This is a genomic window from Streptomyces sp. MMS24-W38 (genome assembly GCF_059889265.1).
This window is the reverse complement of the sequence record NZ_JCBCPP010000001.1, coordinates 3,144,928-3,163,897: the sequence shown is the minus strand read 5'-3', so window position 1 is coordinate 3,163,897 and position 18,970 is coordinate 3,144,928. Positions and strand designations below refer to the sequence as shown.

Genomic DNA, 18,970 nt, shown 5'->3' with positions numbered 1-18,970 from the left:
GCCCTGAACCGCCGGGCGGTCCAGGGCAGGGCTGGGGCAGAGCCGTACTGCTCAGCGCTACTTCCACTGAGTCGAGACGCCGAAGCCGGCGGCGATGAATCCGAAGCCCACCACGATGTTCCAGTTGCCCAGCGAGTCGACGGGCAGCTTGCCGTCGGTGACGTAGAACACGACGATCCAGGCCAGGCCGATCAGGAACAGGGCCAGCATCACCGGTGCGACCCAGGAGCTGCTGGTCAGCTTGAGATCGGTCGTCTGCTTCGCGGGCGGGGGCGTGTAGTCGGCCTTCTTGCGGATACGTGACTTCGGCACGAGGGTCTCTCCTGTCGATGCGCTGCGTGGCCGCGCAGGGAACTGGGTCGTGCTCGGGGCGGTTGCAAGGGGACTCCGAGCGCTCCCCCGGGCGTCAGTTAGCGTAGTGCTTCCGTGGCGCCGAAGGAGATAAGGGTACGTTGAGCAATTCTGCCGACTCCCCAGGGACGGAATCCAGCCCTGTCCGCCGACACGGCTTCCGGCCCGTCCGGATGCTCACCGCGGGTGTGTTCGCCCTCGCGGGTCTCCTCTTCTTCACCAGCTTCAACACGGCGAAGGGCACCAACATCCGCACGGACGACTCCCTGCTGAGGCTGTCCGACCTCATTCATGAGCGCAGCCACAAGAACGGCGAGCTGGAGGAGTCCAACGGGGCGCTCCGGGGAGACATCGAGTCCCTCGCCGAGCGTGACGACGGCAGGACCGAGGCGGAGGACGACCAGCTCGCCGACCTGGAGCACCGCGCGGGCACGCGGGAACTCAAGGGCGAGGCCATCACGGTCACGCTCGACGACGCCCCGCCGAACGCCACCGCCAAGCTTCCCGGATATCCCGAGCCGCAGCCCGACTACCTGGTCATCCATCAGCAGGACCTCCAGGCCGTGGTGAACGCGATGTGGCAGGGCGGCGCCGAGGGCATCAAGGTCATGGACCAGCGGCTGATCTCCACCAGTGCGGTGCGCTGTGTGGGCAACACCCTGATCCTCCAGGGCCGCGTCTACTCGCCGCCGTACAAGATCACGGCGGTCGGCGATCCGGAGAAGCTGAAGAACGCGCTCGCGGCCTCCCCGTCGATCCAGAACTACATGGTGTACGTCAACGTCTACGGGCTCGGCTGGAAGGTCGAGGACGAGGGGTCGGTGACCCTGCCCGGCTACTCGGGCACAGTGGACCTGCACCACGCGAAGCCGGTGCGGTAGAGCCCACGGGGCGGACCCCGGACCGGACGGGCTCCGGGAGCGGGGTCGCGAGCCGCCGATGAGCCGCGTCCGTACGAAACCGTGCCCTCGGGCATCGAGGTGATCGACCCTGCGCCACGTACTTCCGGATACACGCGTCCCGGCCGCTGTCCGACGCTGACGACGTGCGAACCGGAACGGGGGCACGGTCATCGGCTGACCGTCCGGGCGCATCCGGACTCCACGCAGCCTGTGGAGGCCGGGAAACCGGAGGCGTTGCGCCGTTAGTCTGGTGACGAACGGCGTGGGTCCGGTGCCGTGGTGCGACGGAAGGGACGGCATGTACAGCTGGATCTGGCGGCATCTGCCGGGGAACGGATGGGCGAAGGCGCTCATCTCACTCGTGCTGATCATCGCTGTGGTCTATGTCCTCTTCCAGTACGTCTTCCCCTGGGCCGAGCCGCTGCTGCCCTTCAACGATGTGACGGTGGACAACCAGTGAGCGCGCGCATTCTCGTCGTCGACAACTACGACAGCTTCGTCTTCAACCTGGTCCAGTACCTGTACCAGCTGGGCGCCGAGTGCGAGATCCTGCGCAACGACGAGGTGTCGACGGCGCACGCGCAGGACGGTTTCGACGGCGTGCTGCTGTCCCCGGGGCCGGGTACTCCCGAACAGGCCGGTGTCTGCGTGGACATGGTGCGGCACTGCGCGTCGGCCGGAGTGCCCGTCTTCGGCGTCTGCCTCGGTATGCAGGCCATGCAGGTGGCCTACGGCGGTGTGGTGGACCGCGCACCCGAGTTGCTGCACGGGAAGACCTCGCCGGTCGAGCACGGGGGCAAGGGCGTTTTCGCGGGCCTGCCCTCGCCGTTCACGGCGACGCGCTACCACTCCCTGGCGGCCGAGCCGGCCACCGTACCGGCGGAGCTGGAGGTGACGGCCCGGACACCGGACGGCATCGTGATGGGTCTGCGCCACCGTGAACTGCTCGTCGAGGGCGTGCAGTTCCACCCCGAGTCGGTGCTCACCGAGCACGGGCACCGGATGCTGGCCAACTGGCTGGCGGAGTGCGGGGACGACGGGGCGGTGGCGAGATCGGCGGGGCTGGCCCCGGTGGTGGGCAGGTCGTCGGCGTGACCGCGCTGCGCCCCGAGCGCGAGTCCGGTGCCGGATACGGGCAGTCCTTCACGGACGGTTCCTCGTACGGCGCCGGCGGCGAGCAGGGGACCCCGTACGGGCAGCAGCCGTACGGGGGGCCCGGCGCGTACGGGGCGCCCGGCACGTTCGGGGACGGCGGCTGGTACGACACCACTCAGCAGGGCGCCTACTCCTACGGCGGTGCGGGCGCGGTCGGGGGCGGTGCTGCCGGGGCCGACGACAGTACCGCGTATCTGCCGCCCGTCGACGAGGAGACGGTGGCGCTGCGGATCCCCGATCCGCCGGAGCGCGCGGGGTACGACACGGGCGCGGAGTACGACGCGGGCTCGGGGCCCGCGACGCACGGCTCGCGCGGGCAGTCCTCGGCGGCTTTCGCGGCTTCCGGGGGCCGGGCGGCGCGCAGGAAGGCCGCCAAGAAGCGTCAGGGGCGCCGTGGCGGCGCGAACCGGCCCGCCGAGTCCCCGGACGCACCCCACGGCCACGACGCGCCGCAGGAGCCGCTCTCGCGTGTGGAGGCGCGACGGCGGGCACGGGAGCGGAAGCCGAGTGCCGCTGTCGTCGCGAGCCGGGGGATCGGCGAGGTGTTCATCACCTGCGGCGTGCTGATGCTGCTGTTCGTCACCTACCAGTTGTGGTGGACGAATGTGCGCGCGCAGGCACAGGCCGGGCAGGAGGCCAGTGACCTCCAGAGCGACTGGGCCAACGGCAAGCGCAGTCCGGGGGCGTTCGAACCGGGTAAGGGGTTCGCGCTGCTGCACATTCCGCGGCTGGACGTGGTCGTGCCGATCGCCGAGGGGATCGACAGCAAGAAGGTGCTCGACCGGGGCATGGTGGGCCACTACGCGGAGGGCGCACTGAAGACGGCGATGCCCGACGAGAAGGAGGGCAACTTCGGGGTCGCGGGGCACCGCAACACGCACGGGGAGCCGTTCCGGTACATCAACCGGCTGGAGCCGGGCGACCCGATCGTGGTGGAGACGCAGGACACGTACTTCGTCTACAAGATGGCGTCGATCCTGCCGGTGACCTCGCCGAGCAACATCAGCGTGCTCGAACCGGTCCCGAAGGAGTCGGGCTTCAAGGAGCCCGGCCGCTACATCACGCTGACCACCTGCACGCCGGAGTTCACCAGCAAGTACCGCATGATCGTCTGGGGCAAGATGGACGAGGAACGGCCGCGCAGCAAGGGCAAGCCGGATGCGCTCGTCAGTTAAGGGCAGAGGAAACGTGGCAGCGACCGCCGACGACACCGAAGAGCACACCGCCATGCCCGCGTCACCGTCGCCTCCGGCGCGCCGCCGCATGGGGCCGGTCGCGATCGCGGTGAGCGCGCTCGGAGAACTTCTCATCACCGTGGGGCTGCTGCTCGGCCTGTTCGTCGTCTACTCGCTGTGGTGGACGAACGTGCTCGCCGACCGCGCGGCGGACGAGCAGGCGGACAAGGTACGGGACAACTGGGCCCAGGGGCCCGGCGCCGGCACCGGCGACGGCCCCGCCTCCTACGACAGCAAGGACGGGATCGGCTTCCTGCACGTGCCCGCGATGGGCAGCGACATCCTGGTCGAGAAGGGCACCACGATGGAGGTGCTCAACGACGGCGTCGCCGGCTACTACACCGACCCGGTGAAGGCGACCCTGCCGACGTCCGGCAAGAAGGGCAACTTCTCGCTGGCCGCGCACCGGGACGGCCACGGGGCCAAGTTCCACGACATCCACAAGATCGAGGAAGGCGACCCGATCGTCTTCGAGACGAAGGACACCTGGTACGTCTACAAGACCTACGCGATCCTTCCCGAGACCTCGAAGTACAACATCGAGGTCCTCTCCAAGGTCCCCGAGGAGTCCGGCCGCAAGAAGGCCGGCCACTACATCACCCTGACGACCTGCACCCCGGTGTACACCAGCAAGTACCGCTACATCGTCTGGGGCGAACTGGTCCGCACGGAGAAGGTCGACAAGGACCGGACCCCGCCGAAGGAACTGCGCTGACCGAGGTTCTGCAGGACTTCGGTCCCCTAACATGACGAAGGCCCGAAGCCGCAACTTGCTCTTGCGGCTTCGGGCCTTCGTGATTCGTCGTTACCGCAGAGCCTTGAGACGCACTCCGGCGGTCCAGGCCTCCACTTCTTCCCGGTTGACCGTGACGACTCCGGTCAGGTCGGCGATCGCCTGGGACTCGTGGCTGAAGTTGCAGGTGGCGACGAAGAGTGCGAGGTCCACACGGTCGATGGCACACGTCGCGCCCGCGAACTTCTGCATATCGGCACTGGGCACGGTCCAACGGCCGGACCGGTTCTTGCACTGGACTGCCACGGTCCGCCCGTCCGCGGTGCGGCCGGTGATGCCGATGCCCCTGTCGCTGCGGGCCTGACGTACGACGACATCGGTGCAGCCGTCGCGCCGCAGCAGTTCGGCGACATGCTGTTCGAACGCCTGCCAGGTCATTGCCTTGAGTGTCGACCTGACGTTCTCCGCGGGGGCTTCTCCTTCGAGGGTGGCGAGGCGTTTGTGGTGCCAGCACAGCCTGCGTTCGACGTTCTCGATGTCCTCGCGGAGTTCGAGGAGCTCGCGGCGGTGCTCACCGGACGTGGCGATCAAGGTGTTGAACATCGGCACGACCGTCCTGCCGAGGATGTGGGTGATGCGCTGGTCGATGCGGTCATCGAGGCTGACGGGTTCTGTCGGGACCTGGTTGCCCACAGGCTGTGTATGGGCCAGGTGCTCCATGTCCAGGAGATACGCACGCACCTGACGGGCGACATGGCTGTCGCGGAGAAGCATCGCGACATTGAGCACGGCTCGCCGGGAGTAGAGAGTGAGGCTCGACCGAGGCTGTGGATAACTTCCAGGAAAGAGTGACAGGACGTCACGCTTAAATCGTGCGAGCTCAGGGCCTTGGAGTGTAGTCATTCCGTTGCATGAGAGTTCCCCGCGATGCCGTGCCTTGAGCTGCCGGATCACCTCAGTGGTGACACCGAAGTACGCCGCCACCATCGCCGTCGTCACATGCATGCCGTCCGGCAGCAGCGACAGGGCCTTGACCCTGTCGAGCACGTCCGTGCGGTCCAGCACGCTGCTGCGCAGCGACGGCGATTCCAGCAGGACTGATTCCTTGATCATCGTCTGTCCCTTCGGATCTCGTGATCGGGGCAGAACTCAGCGCGCCACCCCACCCGTTCAACGACCCGTGGCACGCGAAGGCACGAGCGAGGTGAGGACATGCGTGCAAGGGTCGGGGCTCCGCCGTGGGTGGGTGAGAGGGGGCTCCGGTGGGCCTGTGGATGACTGGCCAGTGGGAGTGACACGTTGTCACCCCGGATTGCCGCAGGTCAGCGCGTTCAGGACATCACAGAGGGAGGCTCGGGAGCGGGACTGGATCCCACTGGCCCCCTTGGAGGGGGTCAGTTCTGTACATGCCCGTACGCGGGTACGTCAGAGCCCCGGCGCCCTCCGGAGAGGGGGCCGGGGCTCTTCTGGGTGTGTTCGGGGCGTCCCGGGAGGCGTCAGTCGTTCCTGTTGCCGCCGGTGAGGCCGCCGAAGATGCCGCCGGGGCCGCCGTTGTTGTTGCCGTTGTTGCCGTCCTGCTGGCCAATGGCGGTCAGGGTGACCTTGTCGCCCTTCTTGACCTCCTGGCCTTCCCGCGGGTTGCTTTCGAACACCAGGGCGTTGTCGTTGTCCATGCCCTGGACCTTCTCGAGTTGCAGGCCCGCCCCGGCGAGGACCTGCTTGGCCTCGCCGACCGTCATCTCGGTGACCTTCGGCATCGCGAACTTCTCGTTCGCCGGCGCCTTGGCGATCTTGATCGTGACCGTGCTGCCCCGGTCGACGTCCGTGCCCGGGCTGAGGCTCTGCTCGAAGACCGTTCCTTCGGGCTGGGCCGTCGACTCCTCCTCCGTCTGGGCGCCGAGCACCAGGCCCTGCGACGCCAGCAGTGTCCTGGCCGAGTCGGGGGTACTGCCCAGGAGGCTGGGCACGGTCACCTGGGACGTCTCCCTGGCGACGGTGAGGGTGATGGTGGTCCCCTTTTCCCGGGTGGTTCCGCCCTCGGGGTCCTGGGAAAGCACGGTGTCCGGCGTCTCGCTGGACTCCTGGCTCTCCTTCTCGGCCTCGAAACCCTTCTCCTTCAGGGCCTTCTCCGCGTCGGCGAAGGCGAGGCCCTTGACATTCGGAACCTCGACCTTGGGTGCCCCGGTGGACACCACCAGGTTGACGGTGAACTCCTTCTTGACGTCGGTGCCCGGCTCGGGGTCCTGGTCGCAGATGTTGCCCTTGGCCTGCTTCTCGCAGGGCTCCTCGGTGAACTTCAGGATCAGGTCGGTGTTGATGGCCTTTTTCTCGGCGGCTTCCTTCGTGAGGCCGACGAATTTCGGGACCCGGACGTCGTCGTTGCCCACGCCGCCGTTGCCGCTGAAGATCGAGCGGCCGAGCAGGATCGCGCCGATCAGGACCAGGACGCCCGCCGCGACCAGCAATATCGTCGAGGTGTTGTTGTTCTTCTGCTGCTGGCGGCGCCTGTTGGGGCGGTCGTCGTAGCCGTAGCCGCCGTCGTCCGGGTTCATGGGCGGCAGCATCGAGGTGGCGGCGCCGGCGTCCGTGCGCAGAGCCGTCGTCGCCTGGCCGTCGGGGTAGCCGCCGTAGCCGACCGCGCCCATCGCCGCGGTGGCCGCGACCGGCTGGCCGTCGAGGTAGGCCTCGATGTCGGCGCGCATCTCGTCGGCCGACTGGTAGCGGTAGTCGGGGTCCTTGACGAGCGCCTTCAGCGTGATCGCGTCTATCTCGGGTGTGACCTCGGGGTCGAAGACGCTCGGTGCCTGCGGTTCCTCGCGGACGTGCTGGTAGGCGACCGCGACGGGGGAGTCGCCGACGAACGGGGGACGGACGGTCAGCAGTTCGTAGAGCAGGCAGCCGGTGGAGTAGAGGTCGGAGCGGGCGTCGACCTGCTCGCCTTTGGCCTGCTCGGGCGAGAGGTACTGCGCGGTGCCGATGACCGCGGAGGTCTGGGTCATCGTCATGCCGGAGTCGCCCATCGCGCGGGCGATGCCGAAGTCCATGACCTTGACCTGGCCGTTGCGCGTCAGCATGACGTTCGCCGGCTTGATGTCGCGGTGGACGATGCCGGCCCGGTGCGAGTACTCCAGTGCCTGGAGGATGCCGATGGTCATCTCCAGCGTCCGCTCCGGCAGCAGCTTGCGGCCGCTGTGCAGGAGTTCCCGGAGCGTGGAGCCGTCGACGTACTCCATGACGATGTACGGGATGGACACCCCGTCGATGTAGTCCTCGCCCGTGTCGTAGACCGCGACGATCGCGGGATGGTTGAGCGAGGCGGCCGACTGGGCCTCCCGGCGGAACCGGGCCTGGAAGGACGGGTCGCGCGCGAGGTCGGCGCGTAGCGTCTTCACAGCAACGGTGCGGCCGAGGCGGGTGTCATGCGCGAGGTAGACCTCCGCCATGCCACCGCGGCCGAGCACGTGGCCCAGTTCGTACCGGCCGCCGAGGCGACGCGGCTCTTCCATAGCTAACTACCAGCCCTCTCCGTCGGTCCCGGTCGGCACGTTCGTGCGGCCGGAGGCTGCCGTCCGGGCCCTACCGTACCCGGCTCGCTTTGTGTGACCTGGCCAAGTTCCGCAGCCGATACAGGACTGGTACCGCAGCGTGCACCGATGTGAAGCGGACGTGATCGGGGTCACTGATTGCCCTTGAGGACCGCCTCCATCACGCTCTTCGCGATCGGGGCCGCGAGGCCGCCGCCGGAGATGTCGCCGCGCACGGCGTCGTCGTCCTCGATGATCACGGCCACGGCCACCGGCGAGCTGCCGTCCTCGCCCTTGGCGTAGGAGATGAACCACGCGTAGGGGTTCTCGCTGTTGTCCACGCCGTGCTGGGCGGTACCCGTCTTGCCGCCGACGGTGACGCCGTCGATCTTCGCGTTGCTGCCGGTGCCCTCGGAGACGACGGTCTCCATCATCGACTGGAGGATCTGCGCGTTCTCCGCCGACATCGGCTCGCTCAGCTTCTCCGGGTCCGTCTTCTCGATGGTGTCGAGGCTCGGGGCCTGGAGTTCGTCGACCATGTACGGCTTCATCAGGGTGCCGTTGTTGGCGATGGCGGCGGTGACCATGGCCATCTGCAGCGGGGTGGCGGCGGTGTTGAACTGGCCGATGGAGGAGAGCGCGGTCTGCGACGGCTCCATGTCGTCGGAGAAGACCGAGGCGCTGGAGCGGACCGGGACGAACTGCTCCTCGGTGAAGCCGAACTTCTTGGCGTACTCGAGCATCGTGTCGTTGCCGAGGTCCGATCCGATCTTGCCGAAGACGGTGTTGCAGGAGACCCGGAGCGCTTCGCGCAGGGTGGCGTCCTCGCAGGGGATGTCGCCGTCGTTCGGCAGCTCGGTCGTGGTGCCCGGCATGGTCCACGGCAGGGGGGTGTCGGTCTTCTCGTCCGCGCTCGTGTACAGCCCCTCCTCCAGGGCGGCGGCGGCGGTGAGGACCTTGAAGGTGGAGCCGGGCGGGTAGACCTCGCGCAGTGCCCGGTTCTGCATCGGGTCGGCGGGGTTGTTCTTCTTCTGCAGCTTCTGCCAGGCCTCGGCGTCGGAGTTGCTGTAGCCGGCGAACACGGACGGGTCGTAGGAGGGGAAGGAGGCCAGGGCCAGGATCTTGCCGGTGGACGGCTCGATCGCGACGACGGAGCCCTTGCCGCCCTGCTTCTTCAGGCCCTGGTAAGCGGCCTTCTGCGCGTCGGCGTTGAGGGTGGTGACGACGTTGCCGCCTTCCTTCTTCTTGCCCGTGAGCATGTCGAGCGTGTTGCGGAAGAAGAGGCGGTCGTCGTTGCCGGTGAGGATGCCGTCCTCGATGGCCTCCAGCTGGTTGGCGCCGTAGGCCTGCGAGGCGTAGCCGGTGACCGGTGACCACATCGGGCCGTCCTTGTAGGTGCGCTTGTACTCGAAGTCGCTGCTCGATGTCTGCTTGGAACCGGTGATCGGCTTGCCGTCGACGATGATGTCTCCGCGCGGCTGCGCGTAGCGTTCGATGGAGATGCGTCGGTTGTTCTCGTTCTTCTGCAGGGAGTCAGCCTGGACGTACTGAAGCCAGTTGCTGCGGATGAGAAGGGCGAGGACGAGGAGCCCACAGAAGATCGCGATGCGGCGCAGGGGCTTGTTCACGGTCGGACCACCTGAGTCATCTCGGCGTCTGGGTTGGTGGCGGGCGCGGGAGCCGGGCGGCGGGCGGTGTCGCTGATCCTGAGCAGGATGCCGACCAGGGCCCAGTTGGCGATGACCGACGACCCACCGGCGGCGAGGAACGGCATCGTCATACCCGTCAGCGGGATGAGCCCCATGACACCGCCGGCCACCACGAAGACCTGAAGGGCGAAGGCTCCGGACAGACCGATCGCGAACAGTTTGCCGAAGGGGTCACGCGCTGCCAGGGCAGTGCGTACACCGCGCTCGATGATCAATGCGTAGAGCAGGAAGATGGCCATGACGCCGGCCAGGCCGAGTTCCTCGCCGAAGGTGGAGAAGATGAAGTCGGAGTTGGCGGCGAAGCCGATCAGATCGGAGTTGCCCTGTCCGAGGCCGGTGCCGATGACGCCGCCGGAGCCGAACGACATGATCGACTGGCCGATCTGCTCACAGGCGCCGGAGGTCTTGTAGCAGCCGAACGGGTCCAGCCAGGCGTCGACGCGGGCCTGGACGTGGGTGGCGAACGAGGCCACGCCCACGGCGCCGGCGGCGGACATCAGCAGACCGATCACGATCCAGCTGGTCCGCTCGGTGGCGACGTACAGCATGATCACGAACATGCCGAAGAACAGCAGCGAGGTGCCGAGGTCGTTCTCGAAGATGAGGATGAGCAGGCTGACGGCCCAGATCGTGATGATGGGGCCGAGGTCCCGGCCGCGGGGCAGGTAAAGGCCCATGAACCGGCGGCTGGCCAGTGCCAGTGCGTCCCGCTTCACCATCAGGTAGCCGGAGAAGAAGATCGCGATGATGATCTTGGCGAACTCGCCGGGCTGGATGGAGAAACCGGCGACGCTGATCCAGATCTTGGCGCCGAACACGTCGGCACCGACTCCGGGCACCAGCGGCAGCAGCAGCAGGAACAGTGCTCCCACCATCGAGATGTAGGTGTACCGCTGGAGGATCCGGTGGTCCTTCATGAAGACGAGGACCGCCACGAACAGAGCCAGCCCCACAGCCGAGTACATCAGCTGGTTCGGTGCCGACGGGCTGAACACCCCGTACAGGCGCTCTGCGAGGTTCTGCAGCCGTTCGGACTGGTCCAGCCGCCAGATCGCGACCAGTCCGAGGCCGTTCAGCAGCGTGGCGAGCGGCAGCAGCAGGGGGTCGGCGTAGGGGGCGAACTTCCGCATCACGAGGTGACCGACGCCTCCCAGCAGGCCGATTCCCAGCCCGTAGGCGAGCAGCCCGGAGGGGACGGAGCCGTCGAGGGCCAGCCCGACGTTGGCGTAGGCGAAGACCGGGATGACGACGGCGAACGCCAGCAGCGCGAGCTCGGTGTTGCGCCGGCTCGGCGCCCCGATCGCGCCGATCGTGGACGTGTGCTGCGCCGATGGGTTGGTAGTACTGCTCATCGTGTGACAGGGCCTCTCACGGCTTGCCTACTGCTTACCGCACAGCGAGACGACCTTCTGCTCTTCCTCCGAGAGGCTGGGGCCGGGGCTGGGAGTAGGTGCGGTCGTGGACTGGGGCGTGGACTTCTGCGGAGCCTCGGTCGAACCCGAGGGGTTCGGCGTCGGCGTGTTGGACGTGAAGGAGGCGGGTGTGGTTCCCGTGGTGCCTCCGGCCTCGCCCTCGCCGGTCTTCGCGTTGCTCTCGCTCTCTGCGGTGCGTCGCTCGGCCTCCTTCCTGCATGCGGAGGCCTGTACCGCGAGTTCGTCGATCTTCGACCGGGCGCCGTGCAGGTCGCCCTCGGCGATGGTCGCCTCGACCAGCTTCCGCTGGTAGGGCGGCAGGTACTTGAGTTCGATCTCGGGGTGGTCCTTCTCGACCTGCGAAAGCGAGACCCAGGCCAGGTCCTGGCTGATGCCCTGGTAGAGCGCGACGTGTTCGCCGTTGGTGCCGACGTAGTACTGGGTCTGCGTCCAGCGCCAGCCGCCGTACACGCCGCCGCCGAGGACGGCGAGGGTGAGCAGGCTGAAGAAGGAGCGCTTGATCCACTTTCGGCTCTTGCGGGGCTTGACGAAGTCGTTCTCGTCGTAGCCGAAGCCGTCGGTCTGGATGAAGCCGGTGACGTCCCCGCTGCCGGGCGGGCCGAACTCGCCCCCGCCGCCGCCCTGGCCGCGTCGGCGGCCGAGACCGGCGGCGCGGCCGGCCGGGGTCTGCATGGCGCTGCCGTCGTGCGGCTGGTTCTGGTTCTCGGCGACGGCGCCGACCACGACCGGGGTGTCGGAGAGCTGGCCGGCCAGGGTGTCACCGGTGTCGAGGTCGAGGACGTCGGCGACGATCACGGTGATGTTGTCCGGGCCGCCGCCGCGCAGCGCCAGCTCGATCAGGGTCTGCACGGTGTCCTCGGGGCCCTGGTAGCCCGCCAGGGCCTCTTCCAGGGTCTGGTGGGAGACCACGCCGGACAGGCCGTCGGAGCAGATCAGGTACCGGTCGCCGGCCCGGACCTCGCGGATGGAGAGGTCGGGTTCGACGTGTTCGCCGCTGCCGAGGGCCCGCATGAGCAGGGACCGCTGGGGATGGGTGGTCGCCTCCTCCTCGGTGATCCGGCCCTCGTCCACCAGCCGCTGCACCCAGGTGTGGTCCTGGGTGATCTGGGTGAGGACGCCGTCGCGCAGGAGGTAGGCCCGGGAGTCGCCGACGTGCACCATGCCGAGGCGCTGGCCGGTCCACAGCAGGGCGGTCAGGGTGGTGCCCATGCCCTCGAGCTGGGGGTCCTCCTCGACCATCATGCGCAGCTGGTCGTTGGCCCGCTGCACTGCCGCACCGAGGGAGGTGAGCAGGTCGGAGCCGGGAACGTCGTCGTCGAGCGCGACGATGGTGGAGATGGCCTCGGAGGAGGCGACCTCGCCGGCCGCGGCGCCGCCCATGCCGTCGGCGATGGCGAGCAGGCGGGGACCCGCGTAACCGGAGTCCTCGTTGCCCTCCCGGATCATCCCCTTGTGTGATCCGGCGGCGAAGCGCAGGGACAGGCTCATGCGCACCTCGCCCGTCGGCTCCGGGTACAGCCGGTCGTGTCGAGCCACACTGCCCACCCTCCGGTCGGGAGCGCGCCGGGGTCCTGGGTCGGGACCCCCACCGTGTGCTCGCTCCGCTCGCGTTCTGTCATTGGTGTAGCACTACTTCCGCAGCTCGATGACGGTCTTGCCGATGCGGATCGGCGCACCCGGTCCGATCGGTGTGGGTGTCGTCAGCCGGGACCGGTCCAGGTATGTGCCGTTCGTGGAGCCCAGGTCCTCGACGATCCACTGGCCGTCGCGGTCCGGGTAGATCCTGGCATGGCGGCTGGAGGCGTAGTCGTCGTCCAGCACGATCGTGCTGTCGTGCGCCCGGCCCAGCGTGATGGTCTGGCCCTGGAGCGCGACGGTGGTGCCGGTGAGGGTGCCCTCGGTCACGACCAGCTTGGTGGGGGCGTTGCGGCCGCGGCGGCCGCCCCCGGACTGCTGGCGCTGCGGCGGTGGTGCCTGCCGGGCGCTCTGTTGCGGCCGGGTGGCCTCCCGGCGTGCTCCGCGCTGGGTGACCCGCGTACCGAAGAGGTCACTGCGGATGACCTGCACGGCCACGATCACGAACAGCCACAGTACGGCCAGGAAACCCAGCCGCATGACCGTGAGGGTCAGCTCTGACATTGCCCCCGCTTCACCCTTCGGCTTGCCGGTAAATGATGGTGGTGCTGCCCACGACGATCCGCGAGCCGTCGCGGAGCGTAGCGTGGGTGGTGTGCTGTCCGTCCACCACGATGCCGTTGGTGGACCCGAGATCCTGGATCGTCGAGGGCGTTCCGGTCCGGATCTCGCAGTGCCGGCGGGAGACGCCGGGGTCGTCGATCCGTACGTCGGCCTCGGTGCTGCGGCCCAGTACCAGCGTCGCGTTGGAGATCTGGTGGCGGTTGCCGTTGATCTCGACCCAGTAGCGGGTGCGGCCGGCGGACGGGGGTGCGACGGGGGGCCGCTGGCCGCCCGCGGCCGGCGGGTAGCCGTAACCGCCGGGCGGCGGCGAGGCCGGCATGGGCGGGGTTCCCGCGGGAGCGGCCGGCGGGTACCCGTAGCCGGCGGGCGGGGAGCCCATGCCGGGGCCCGCGGGGCCGGGGCCGGTGGGCCCCGCCTGGCTGCTGGAGGAGGCGAGCGTACGGCTGCGCACCCGGTACAGGCCGGTGTCGAGGTCCTCCGCCTTCTCCAGGTGCACCTTGATGGGGCCCATGAAGGTGTAGCGCTGCTGCTTGGCGTAGTCGCGCACCATGCCGGCGAGTTCGTCACCGAGTTGCCCGGAGTACGGGCTGAGCCGCTCGTAGTCGGGGGTGCTCAGCTCGACGATGAAGTCGTTGGGGACGACGGTGCGGTCACGGTTCCAGATGGTCGCGTTGTTGTCGCACTCCCGCTGGAGTGCTCCCGCGATCTCCACGGGCTGCACCTCGGACTTGAACACCTTGGCGAAAGTGCCGTTGACCAGGCCTTCGAGCCGCTGCTCGAATTTCTTCAGGACTCCCATGGGGCACCTCCTCCGTCGTCGCCGTCCTGTGTACTGCCCTGTCCACTGCGTCTACTGCCCGGTGCGCCGATCCGCGCACCGTCTACCTGGTACTGCTTACTGATCGTATCCACGCCCCGGTCGATCGGCTGGTTCCCCCTGCTTGCCCGGCCGACCGGTGTCGACACCTGACGGGGTTCCCTCGAGGGTTCCCTCCGGGGCCCTTCGAACTCCTTCGGCCGTGCTCGTGCGAGCCGCCCTGCCATGGATCGTAGAGGGGGCTGTGGACCAGTGTCCCGCACGCGGCTGTGCACTCCGTCCGGCACCCGGGGAGACGGGGGCTACCGGTACGAGGTTGATACGTGAAGTGGTTCTTGTGGAGGGGATGGGAACAGATCCATGCGCATCCATGCCCATCCATACCCATTGACACCTGTCCATGCGTGCGTGTCCGGGACGTGGCACCGTTTCTGTTCGAGGTGTGACGTCACCGTGCGGCGATGCCGCTCAGGCGGGTGGGGTCCGGGGCGGGTGAGAAGGGATGTGAACCCACCCCGATCAGCGTGCTAATGTTCTGGTGTCGGAAGGCGCCGAACCACTACGGGGAGGGGCCGAGGACACACCCAATGCGCGGGTGGCGGAATAGGCAGACGCGCTGGATTCAGGTTCCAGTGCCCGCAAGGGCGTGGGGGTTCAACTCCCCCCTCGCGCACATCGAGAAAACGGCGAAACGGGTCGCTGCGAGTGACGAAAGTCACGGCAGGGGCCCGTTTCTCGTTTGCCGAGAGTTGTGAGGCGATGCACAACCCGGCTGAAGCACGTAGGGGCCCCGTCCGTGAGGTATCTCACGGACGGGGCCCTGCTTCGTTTGCCCGTGGTTCGTCGATGTTCGCCCTGCTCGCGACCGTGTCCTCGTCCTTCGTGGCTTGCAGGCCCGCGCCTGGAAGCCGTCCAGACCGGTCTGCCGGTTCGACGGAGCAAGGTGCGCTGAACCGGCCGTTTCGAGCGCCCACTTCAGATACGGCTGGATCTTTTCGACCGACTTCGTGAACGTGTCGGTGGACTGGGCCCCCGGATTCCGTCGGGCGCGCCGATCCTGCTGAGATGCACCGCACCGCCCTCCTGGTCGGCCCGCCCGGCCAGGCAGGTCACCAACAGCACGGTCCGAGGATCGCCCGGTGCCGGATCGAACCCGAGACGCGGGTACTTCGACGGACCCACGCTTCGTCTCTCCCCGTGCAGCTCTGCCGTGTTCCCGGCGCGAGGGGGCGCCGGTTTGCCCAGGCGGCAAGGGGCTCCCTGCGAGACGAGTGGTTTCGCCGTCATCGCGACGGCATCGCTACGACACCCCGACACGGCCCGATGGCGCCGTCCTGGTGGACGAGAAGCTGCTGGCGCCCGGCTCAAGGAATTGCCGCGGGACGGTACACAGGGTGCCGAACGGCATGACGTCCGCGCCCCGCAACACTCCTGGCGGAAGTTCGCGGCCTTCGTCCACCTTGCCGGGCGGTGCGGATACCGGTACGGGGGTCCGTGCCGGCTCTCGCCCAGGGGCGGCCCCAGCGCCTGCTCCGCCTTTCGACGCCTGCCGGACGCGTGGGAGCGGGGCCGCCCGCACCGCCCAGCGGTGTCCCACCGTGCTCCAGGGAGGCCAACCGCCCCGGCATGCGGCCCGGCGGGAACCGACTCCGGCAGCTGGTCGAGACCCGACGTGAGGCCGGCCTCCCGTGAACCCGGATCATGGTGGACTACAGCCGTACGCATCGGCGGCGAGGTCTGATCGCCCTCGTGGACTTCCCCGCGACCGTGCTCGTCCCGCTTCGCCCGGACCGGCTTCCCAGTCACGGCACTCCTGGCTCGTTCCGTTGTCCGGTCCTTCTTCGCCGCCCTGCGGGCGTGAGGCCGTTCCTCGCCCGATGCCGGTAAACGGATCCCCGCCCGGTGCACAGCCGCCGCGCAGGCCACCCCTTCAGGCGTCCGGCGCGATTCCGGGTGCCCGCGCCTCGTGTCCTTTTCTCTGGGGCCCGGCCGTGGTGGCGCGGTAATCACGGCAGTCCAACGGACGTGAGCGCTGCATCCTCCGACTCCCGCACCGCGGGCCCGCGCGCCGTCCACTCCGACCGCAGGCGATGGACACGGCGGCGTACGCCTGACGGCCGACCGAGCGTCGCGCAGGTCCTGAAGCAGGTGCGTCGGGTCCGCCCGATTCGCATGCCGAGAAAGTTACCTCTCGTTACGCAACCGTTCACCCGATCTGCATGTCGAACACATGTATCGCCCGTCTCTCGGTCGGCTTTTGAGCCGCCTCCTGGAAGGAACATCGAGCAACCATGCTCCAACCGCTGCGTGCCGCGCTGCGCATACGTACAGGGGGCGGATTTGCGCTGGCGCTTCTGCTCGGGGTGAGCTATGCGGCGCTACCGTTGTTCGCTCTGCTCCCCCATCTGTGGGGGTTCATCGCCGCGTCAGCCGTCAGCTATGTCATGGACGCGTGGCTGCACCGCGTCGAGCCCGCTTTCATCCGCCGACTGGCCGCGCTCAGGGTCGACCGGGTCACGCGATTCCTGGCCCGTGACGTGCTGCTTCTCATGCTGGCGGTACGCATGGAGGCGCCCGAGCCCGTGCTGGCCGCCGGACTGTTCGTCCTGGGTGCCCAGTTCGGGATACTCGTGTTCTACACCGCGCTGCACCGCATCATCCGCCGGGAGCGGACGCTCCCGGTCGCCGTGCGCAATATGGACATGAGCGACGCAGGCATCCCCAAGGCTCCGCCGCCCCTGCTGTTCCGCCGCTACCTGCGCCGGATGCTCCACCTCGACCTGCCGATGCACGCGGGGCTGCTCGCCGGTCTGGCGACCGCCGGCTGGTCCTTCACCAAGGCCGGATACGCGGTGAGCCTCGGACTGTCCGCTCTCCTGCTGCTGGCACTGGCCGCGCAGGTGCGAACGGCCCGCCGGACGCCGCAGCGGGAGGAGGTCATCGCCACGCTCAACCGGCAGCTGGCCGACTACCGGCCGGAGGTGGCCCTGTACTTCAGCTTCGCCGCGGTCTCCCGGGACTTCATGTACCAGGTCAACATGTGGATCGAAACCCTGGAGAACCTCGACCGCCGCCCGCTGATCATCCTGCGGGAACGTGCCTCCTTCTCCTACCTCAGCCGCACCCGCCTCCCGGTCGTGTGCGTGCCCAGGGCCGACGACCTGGCCCAACTCGACCTGCCCGACCTGAAGGTGGTGCTGTACCCGGGCAACGCGGGCAAGAACGTCCACATGCTGCGCGTCGCTGAGGCCAAGCACGTCTTCATCGGCCACGGCGACAGCGACAAGCTCGCCAGCAGCAACCGGGTCAGCAAGGTGTACGACGAGATCTGGGTGGCCGGACGCGCAGGCCGCGACCGCTACCAGCGGATCCGGCACGCCATCGACGACGCCGCGATCGTGGAGGTCGGCCGTCCCCAACTGGCTCCGATCCGACTGCACGCCGAGCACATACCCGGTCCGCTGCCCACCGTGCTGTACGCGCCGACCTGGGAAGGCTGGAGTGACGACGACTGCCACACCTCCCTGATCCCCATGGGTACGGACCTGGTCAGTGCCCTGCTCGACGAGGGCGTGCGGGTTCTGTACAAACCGCATCCGTTGACCGGCAAGCGCTCCGCCGAAGCCGCGGCCGCCGATCGGACCATCCGCGAGATGCTCGATGCCGACAACCGCCGACGCCAGTCCGTCGACGCCCTGCCTGACCTCGACACCGGGCCGGAGCCGCGGATGCGGGAGATCAGGGAACGGCTCAACGAACTCGCCGGCCGCAACCGAATCGGCGACGACGCCCAGCAAACGCGCGACGCGCGGATGCCGGACCACACGGGCTCCGACGAGTGGTACGCGCTGGAAGCTGAATGGCACCACCTCTTCTGGAGCCGCACCGGCCCCTTCCGCCACCAGGTGATCACCGGTCAGCTTCCCACCCTGTACGAGTGCTTCAACCAGGCGGACATCCTCATCAGCGACGTCTCATCCGTTGTCGCCGACTTCGTCGCAAGCCTCAAGCCGTACGTCCTGACCAACGCGCACGACCTGTCCGACGAGGAATTCCGCGCCGCCTACACCACTGCGGGCGGCGCCTACCTCCTCGACCGGGCCTGCACCCGACTGCCGGAGATCCTGCGGTCGGTGCGAGAGCCACGCCATGACCCGATGGCACTCGACCGGCACACGCTCAAGGAGTACGTCCTCGGTCCCGATCAGCCCACCTCGATGGAGCGGTTCAACACCGCCGTCAACGCCCTCGCCGACACGGCCCTCCTCCACCAGCAGGAGCATGAACCGAGCGGCACGCTGTTGGGACCGGCCCGCGACGCAAACCGAGCCGACCTGAGCTGACAGACAGGGTGATCGGCGGCTGGTTCACGGTGGCAGGCGGACCGCTGAGGCGAGGATGCCGTGGCGGTCCTGCTGTCACGCCCGCTGATGGATCCCGGCGAGTACGACCGGGCGCGGACGCAGTGGGATGCGGTCCAGGACCTGTGATGGAAATCTCATGATGTTTCGGGTGGGAAGGAGCTGGACGTGCAGGTGTTGGTGCTGTCCGCTTTTTCCGGGTGCTGTGAGGCGACAGCGGCTCGGTGACCGGACAGCGGGGTGAGGTGTTGTGGGCGGAGGAGCAGTCCGATCAGGTGGCGGATCTCCGCGGCGGACAGGGAATCGGACGGGTCTGTCCAAGAGCGCTTCTCCCTTTGACGGTTCCCGGGTGCGGGCGGCGGTCAGCGGCCGCCGCATCCCGATCGGATGGACCTCCCCAGCGCGTCCAGCCGTCGACCAGTCGGTTGTGTGCTCCAAGGGCGTGATCGACCCGGCCGTGTACTCCGGCGTCCGGCCGCGCGGCTCGGATCGGAAGAACCGCGAAGCGAACCGCGAGTTCGACCACGCCGGAACTCCGCGTCAGGAATCGA

General features: G+C 68.3%; 14 protein-coding genes, 1 tRNA gene and 1 pseudogene. 8 read left to right on the top strand and 8 right to left on the bottom strand.

The features are described from left to right. Positions 1-57 precede the first annotated feature (57 nt). Positions 58-312: a cell division protein CrgA gene (crgA, locus tag AC6F7H_RS13170; RefSeq protein ID WP_500757205.1), complete on the bottom strand. Its 255-nt coding sequence runs from the start codon at positions 310-312 to the stop codon at positions 58-60. A gap of 140 nt (positions 313-452) precedes the next feature. On the opposite strand from crgA, the gene AC6F7H_RS13165 reads away from it, so the two are divergent. From AC6F7H_RS13165 to AC6F7H_RS13140, 6 genes and pseudogenes are all read left to right on the top strand, one after another. Next, positions 453-1,232: a DUF881 domain-containing protein gene (locus AC6F7H_RS13165; RefSeq protein WP_500757204.1), complete on the top strand. Its 780-nt coding sequence runs from the start codon at positions 453-455 to the stop codon at positions 1,230-1,232. A 69-nt stretch (positions 1,233-1,301) separates the two neighbouring features. Further along, a pseudogene (locus tag AC6F7H_RS13160) lies at positions 1,302-1,499 on the top strand (class E sortase); the annotation flags it as partial. A gap of 52 nt (positions 1,500-1,551) precedes the next feature. Continuing rightward, on the top strand, positions 1,552-1,713 hold the full coding sequence (locus tag AC6F7H_RS13155) for a hypothetical protein (protein WP_109376615.1): 162 nt from the start codon (positions 1,552-1,554) through the stop codon (positions 1,711-1,713). Continuing rightward, positions 1,710-2,348, top strand: a complete 639-nt coding sequence (locus AC6F7H_RS13150) for an aminodeoxychorismate/anthranilate synthase component II (RefSeq protein ID WP_500757203.1) — start codon at positions 1,710-1,712, stop codon at positions 2,346-2,348. Before AC6F7H_RS13155 ends, AC6F7H_RS13150 begins: the two co-directional genes overlap by 4 nt. Continuing rightward, positions 2,345-3,583, top strand: coding sequence for a class E sortase (locus AC6F7H_RS13145; RefSeq protein ID WP_500757202.1), 1,239 nt, complete (start codon positions 2,345-2,347; stop codon positions 3,581-3,583). Before AC6F7H_RS13150 ends, AC6F7H_RS13145 begins: the two co-directional genes overlap by 4 nt. Positions 3,584-3,596: 13 nt before the next feature. Beyond that, on the top strand, positions 3,597-4,358 hold the full coding sequence (locus AC6F7H_RS13140; protein ID WP_500757201.1) for a class E sortase: 762 nt from the start codon (positions 3,597-3,599) through the stop codon (positions 4,356-4,358). A gap of 90 nt (positions 4,359-4,448) precedes the next feature. On the opposite strand, the gene AC6F7H_RS13135 is transcribed toward AC6F7H_RS13140, so the two are convergent. The 7 genes from AC6F7H_RS13135 to AC6F7H_RS13105 form a co-directional block, all read right to left on the bottom strand. Next, a complete protein-coding gene (locus AC6F7H_RS13135) occupies positions 4,449-5,489 on the bottom strand; it encodes a restriction endonuclease (RefSeq protein ID WP_500757200.1) in 1,041 nt (346 codons plus the stop codon). Between the two features lie 383 nt (positions 5,490-5,872). Continuing rightward, complete coding sequence (gene pknB / locus AC6F7H_RS13130; protein ID WP_500757199.1) at positions 5,873-7,882, bottom strand: Stk1 family PASTA domain-containing Ser/Thr kinase; 2,010 nt, start codon at positions 7,880-7,882, stop codon at positions 5,873-5,875. Between the two features lie 170 nt (positions 7,883-8,052). Next, complete coding sequence (locus tag AC6F7H_RS13125; protein WP_500757198.1) at positions 8,053-9,528, bottom strand: peptidoglycan D,D-transpeptidase FtsI family protein; 1,476 nt, start codon at positions 9,526-9,528, stop codon at positions 8,053-8,055. Continuing rightward, entirely contained in the window at positions 9,525-10,961 is a 1,437-nt protein-coding gene (locus tag AC6F7H_RS13120) for an FtsW/RodA/SpoVE family cell cycle protein (RefSeq protein WP_500757197.1), read from the bottom strand. The genes AC6F7H_RS13125 and AC6F7H_RS13120 overlap by 4 nt, the downstream gene beginning before the upstream one ends. 27 nt (positions 10,962-10,988) lie before the next feature. Beyond that, positions 10,989-12,530, bottom strand: coding sequence for a Stp1/IreP family PP2C-type Ser/Thr phosphatase (locus AC6F7H_RS13115; RefSeq protein ID WP_500761790.1), 1,542 nt, complete (start codon positions 12,528-12,530; stop codon positions 10,989-10,991). 141 nt (positions 12,531-12,671) lie between these two features. Further along, positions 12,672-13,181 carry an FHA domain-containing protein FhaB/FipA gene (locus AC6F7H_RS13110; RefSeq protein WP_109376622.1) on the bottom strand — a complete coding sequence of 170 codons (510 nt, stop codon included), beginning with the start codon at positions 13,179-13,181 and terminating at the stop codon, positions 12,672-12,674. A gap of 10 nt (positions 13,182-13,191) precedes the next feature. After that, entirely contained in the window at positions 13,192-14,040 is an 849-nt protein-coding gene (locus tag AC6F7H_RS13105) for an FHA domain-containing protein (protein WP_500757196.1), read from the bottom strand. A gap of 607 nt (positions 14,041-14,647) precedes the next feature. Here AC6F7H_RS13105 and AC6F7H_RS13100 point away from each other — a divergent pair. After that, positions 14,648-14,731: transfer RNA gene (locus tag AC6F7H_RS13100), tRNA-Leu, on the top strand. 1,618 nt (positions 14,732-16,349) lie between these two features. After that, complete coding sequence (locus tag AC6F7H_RS13095; protein WP_500757195.1) at positions 16,350-18,401, top strand: hypothetical protein; 2,052 nt, start codon at positions 16,350-16,352, stop codon at positions 18,399-18,401. Positions 18,402-18,970: the final 569 nt, after the last annotated feature.

Coding starts and splice junctions, on each gene's coding strand:
- AC6F7H_RS13155 (WP_109376615.1), top strand. CDS start 1,552: ATGTACAGCTGGATCTGGCGGCATCTGCCGGGGAACGGATGGGCGAAG.
- AC6F7H_RS13135 (WP_500757200.1), bottom strand. CDS start 5,489: ATGATCAAGGAATCAGTCCTGCTGGAATCGCCGTCGCTGCGCAGCAGC.
- pknB (WP_500757199.1), bottom strand. CDS start 7,882: ATGGAAGAGCCGCGTCGCCTCGGCGGCCGGTACGAACTGGGCCACGTG.
- AC6F7H_RS13120 (WP_500757197.1), bottom strand. CDS start 10,961: ATGAGCAGTACTACCAACCCATCGGCGCAGCACACGTCCACGATCGGC.
- AC6F7H_RS13115 (WP_500761790.1), bottom strand. CDS start 12,530: ATGAGCCTGTCCCTGCGCTTCGCCGCCGGATCACACAAGGGGATGATC.
- AC6F7H_RS13110 (WP_109376622.1), bottom strand. CDS start 13,181: ATGTCAGAGCTGACCCTCACGGTCATGCGGCTGGGTTTCCTGGCCGTA.
- AC6F7H_RS13105 (WP_500757196.1), bottom strand. CDS start 14,040: ATGGGAGTCCTGAAGAAATTCGAGCAGCGGCTCGAAGGCCTGGTCAAC.
- AC6F7H_RS13095 (WP_500757195.1), top strand. CDS start 16,350: ATGCTCCAACCGCTGCGTGCCGCGCTGCGCATACGTACAGGGGGCGGA.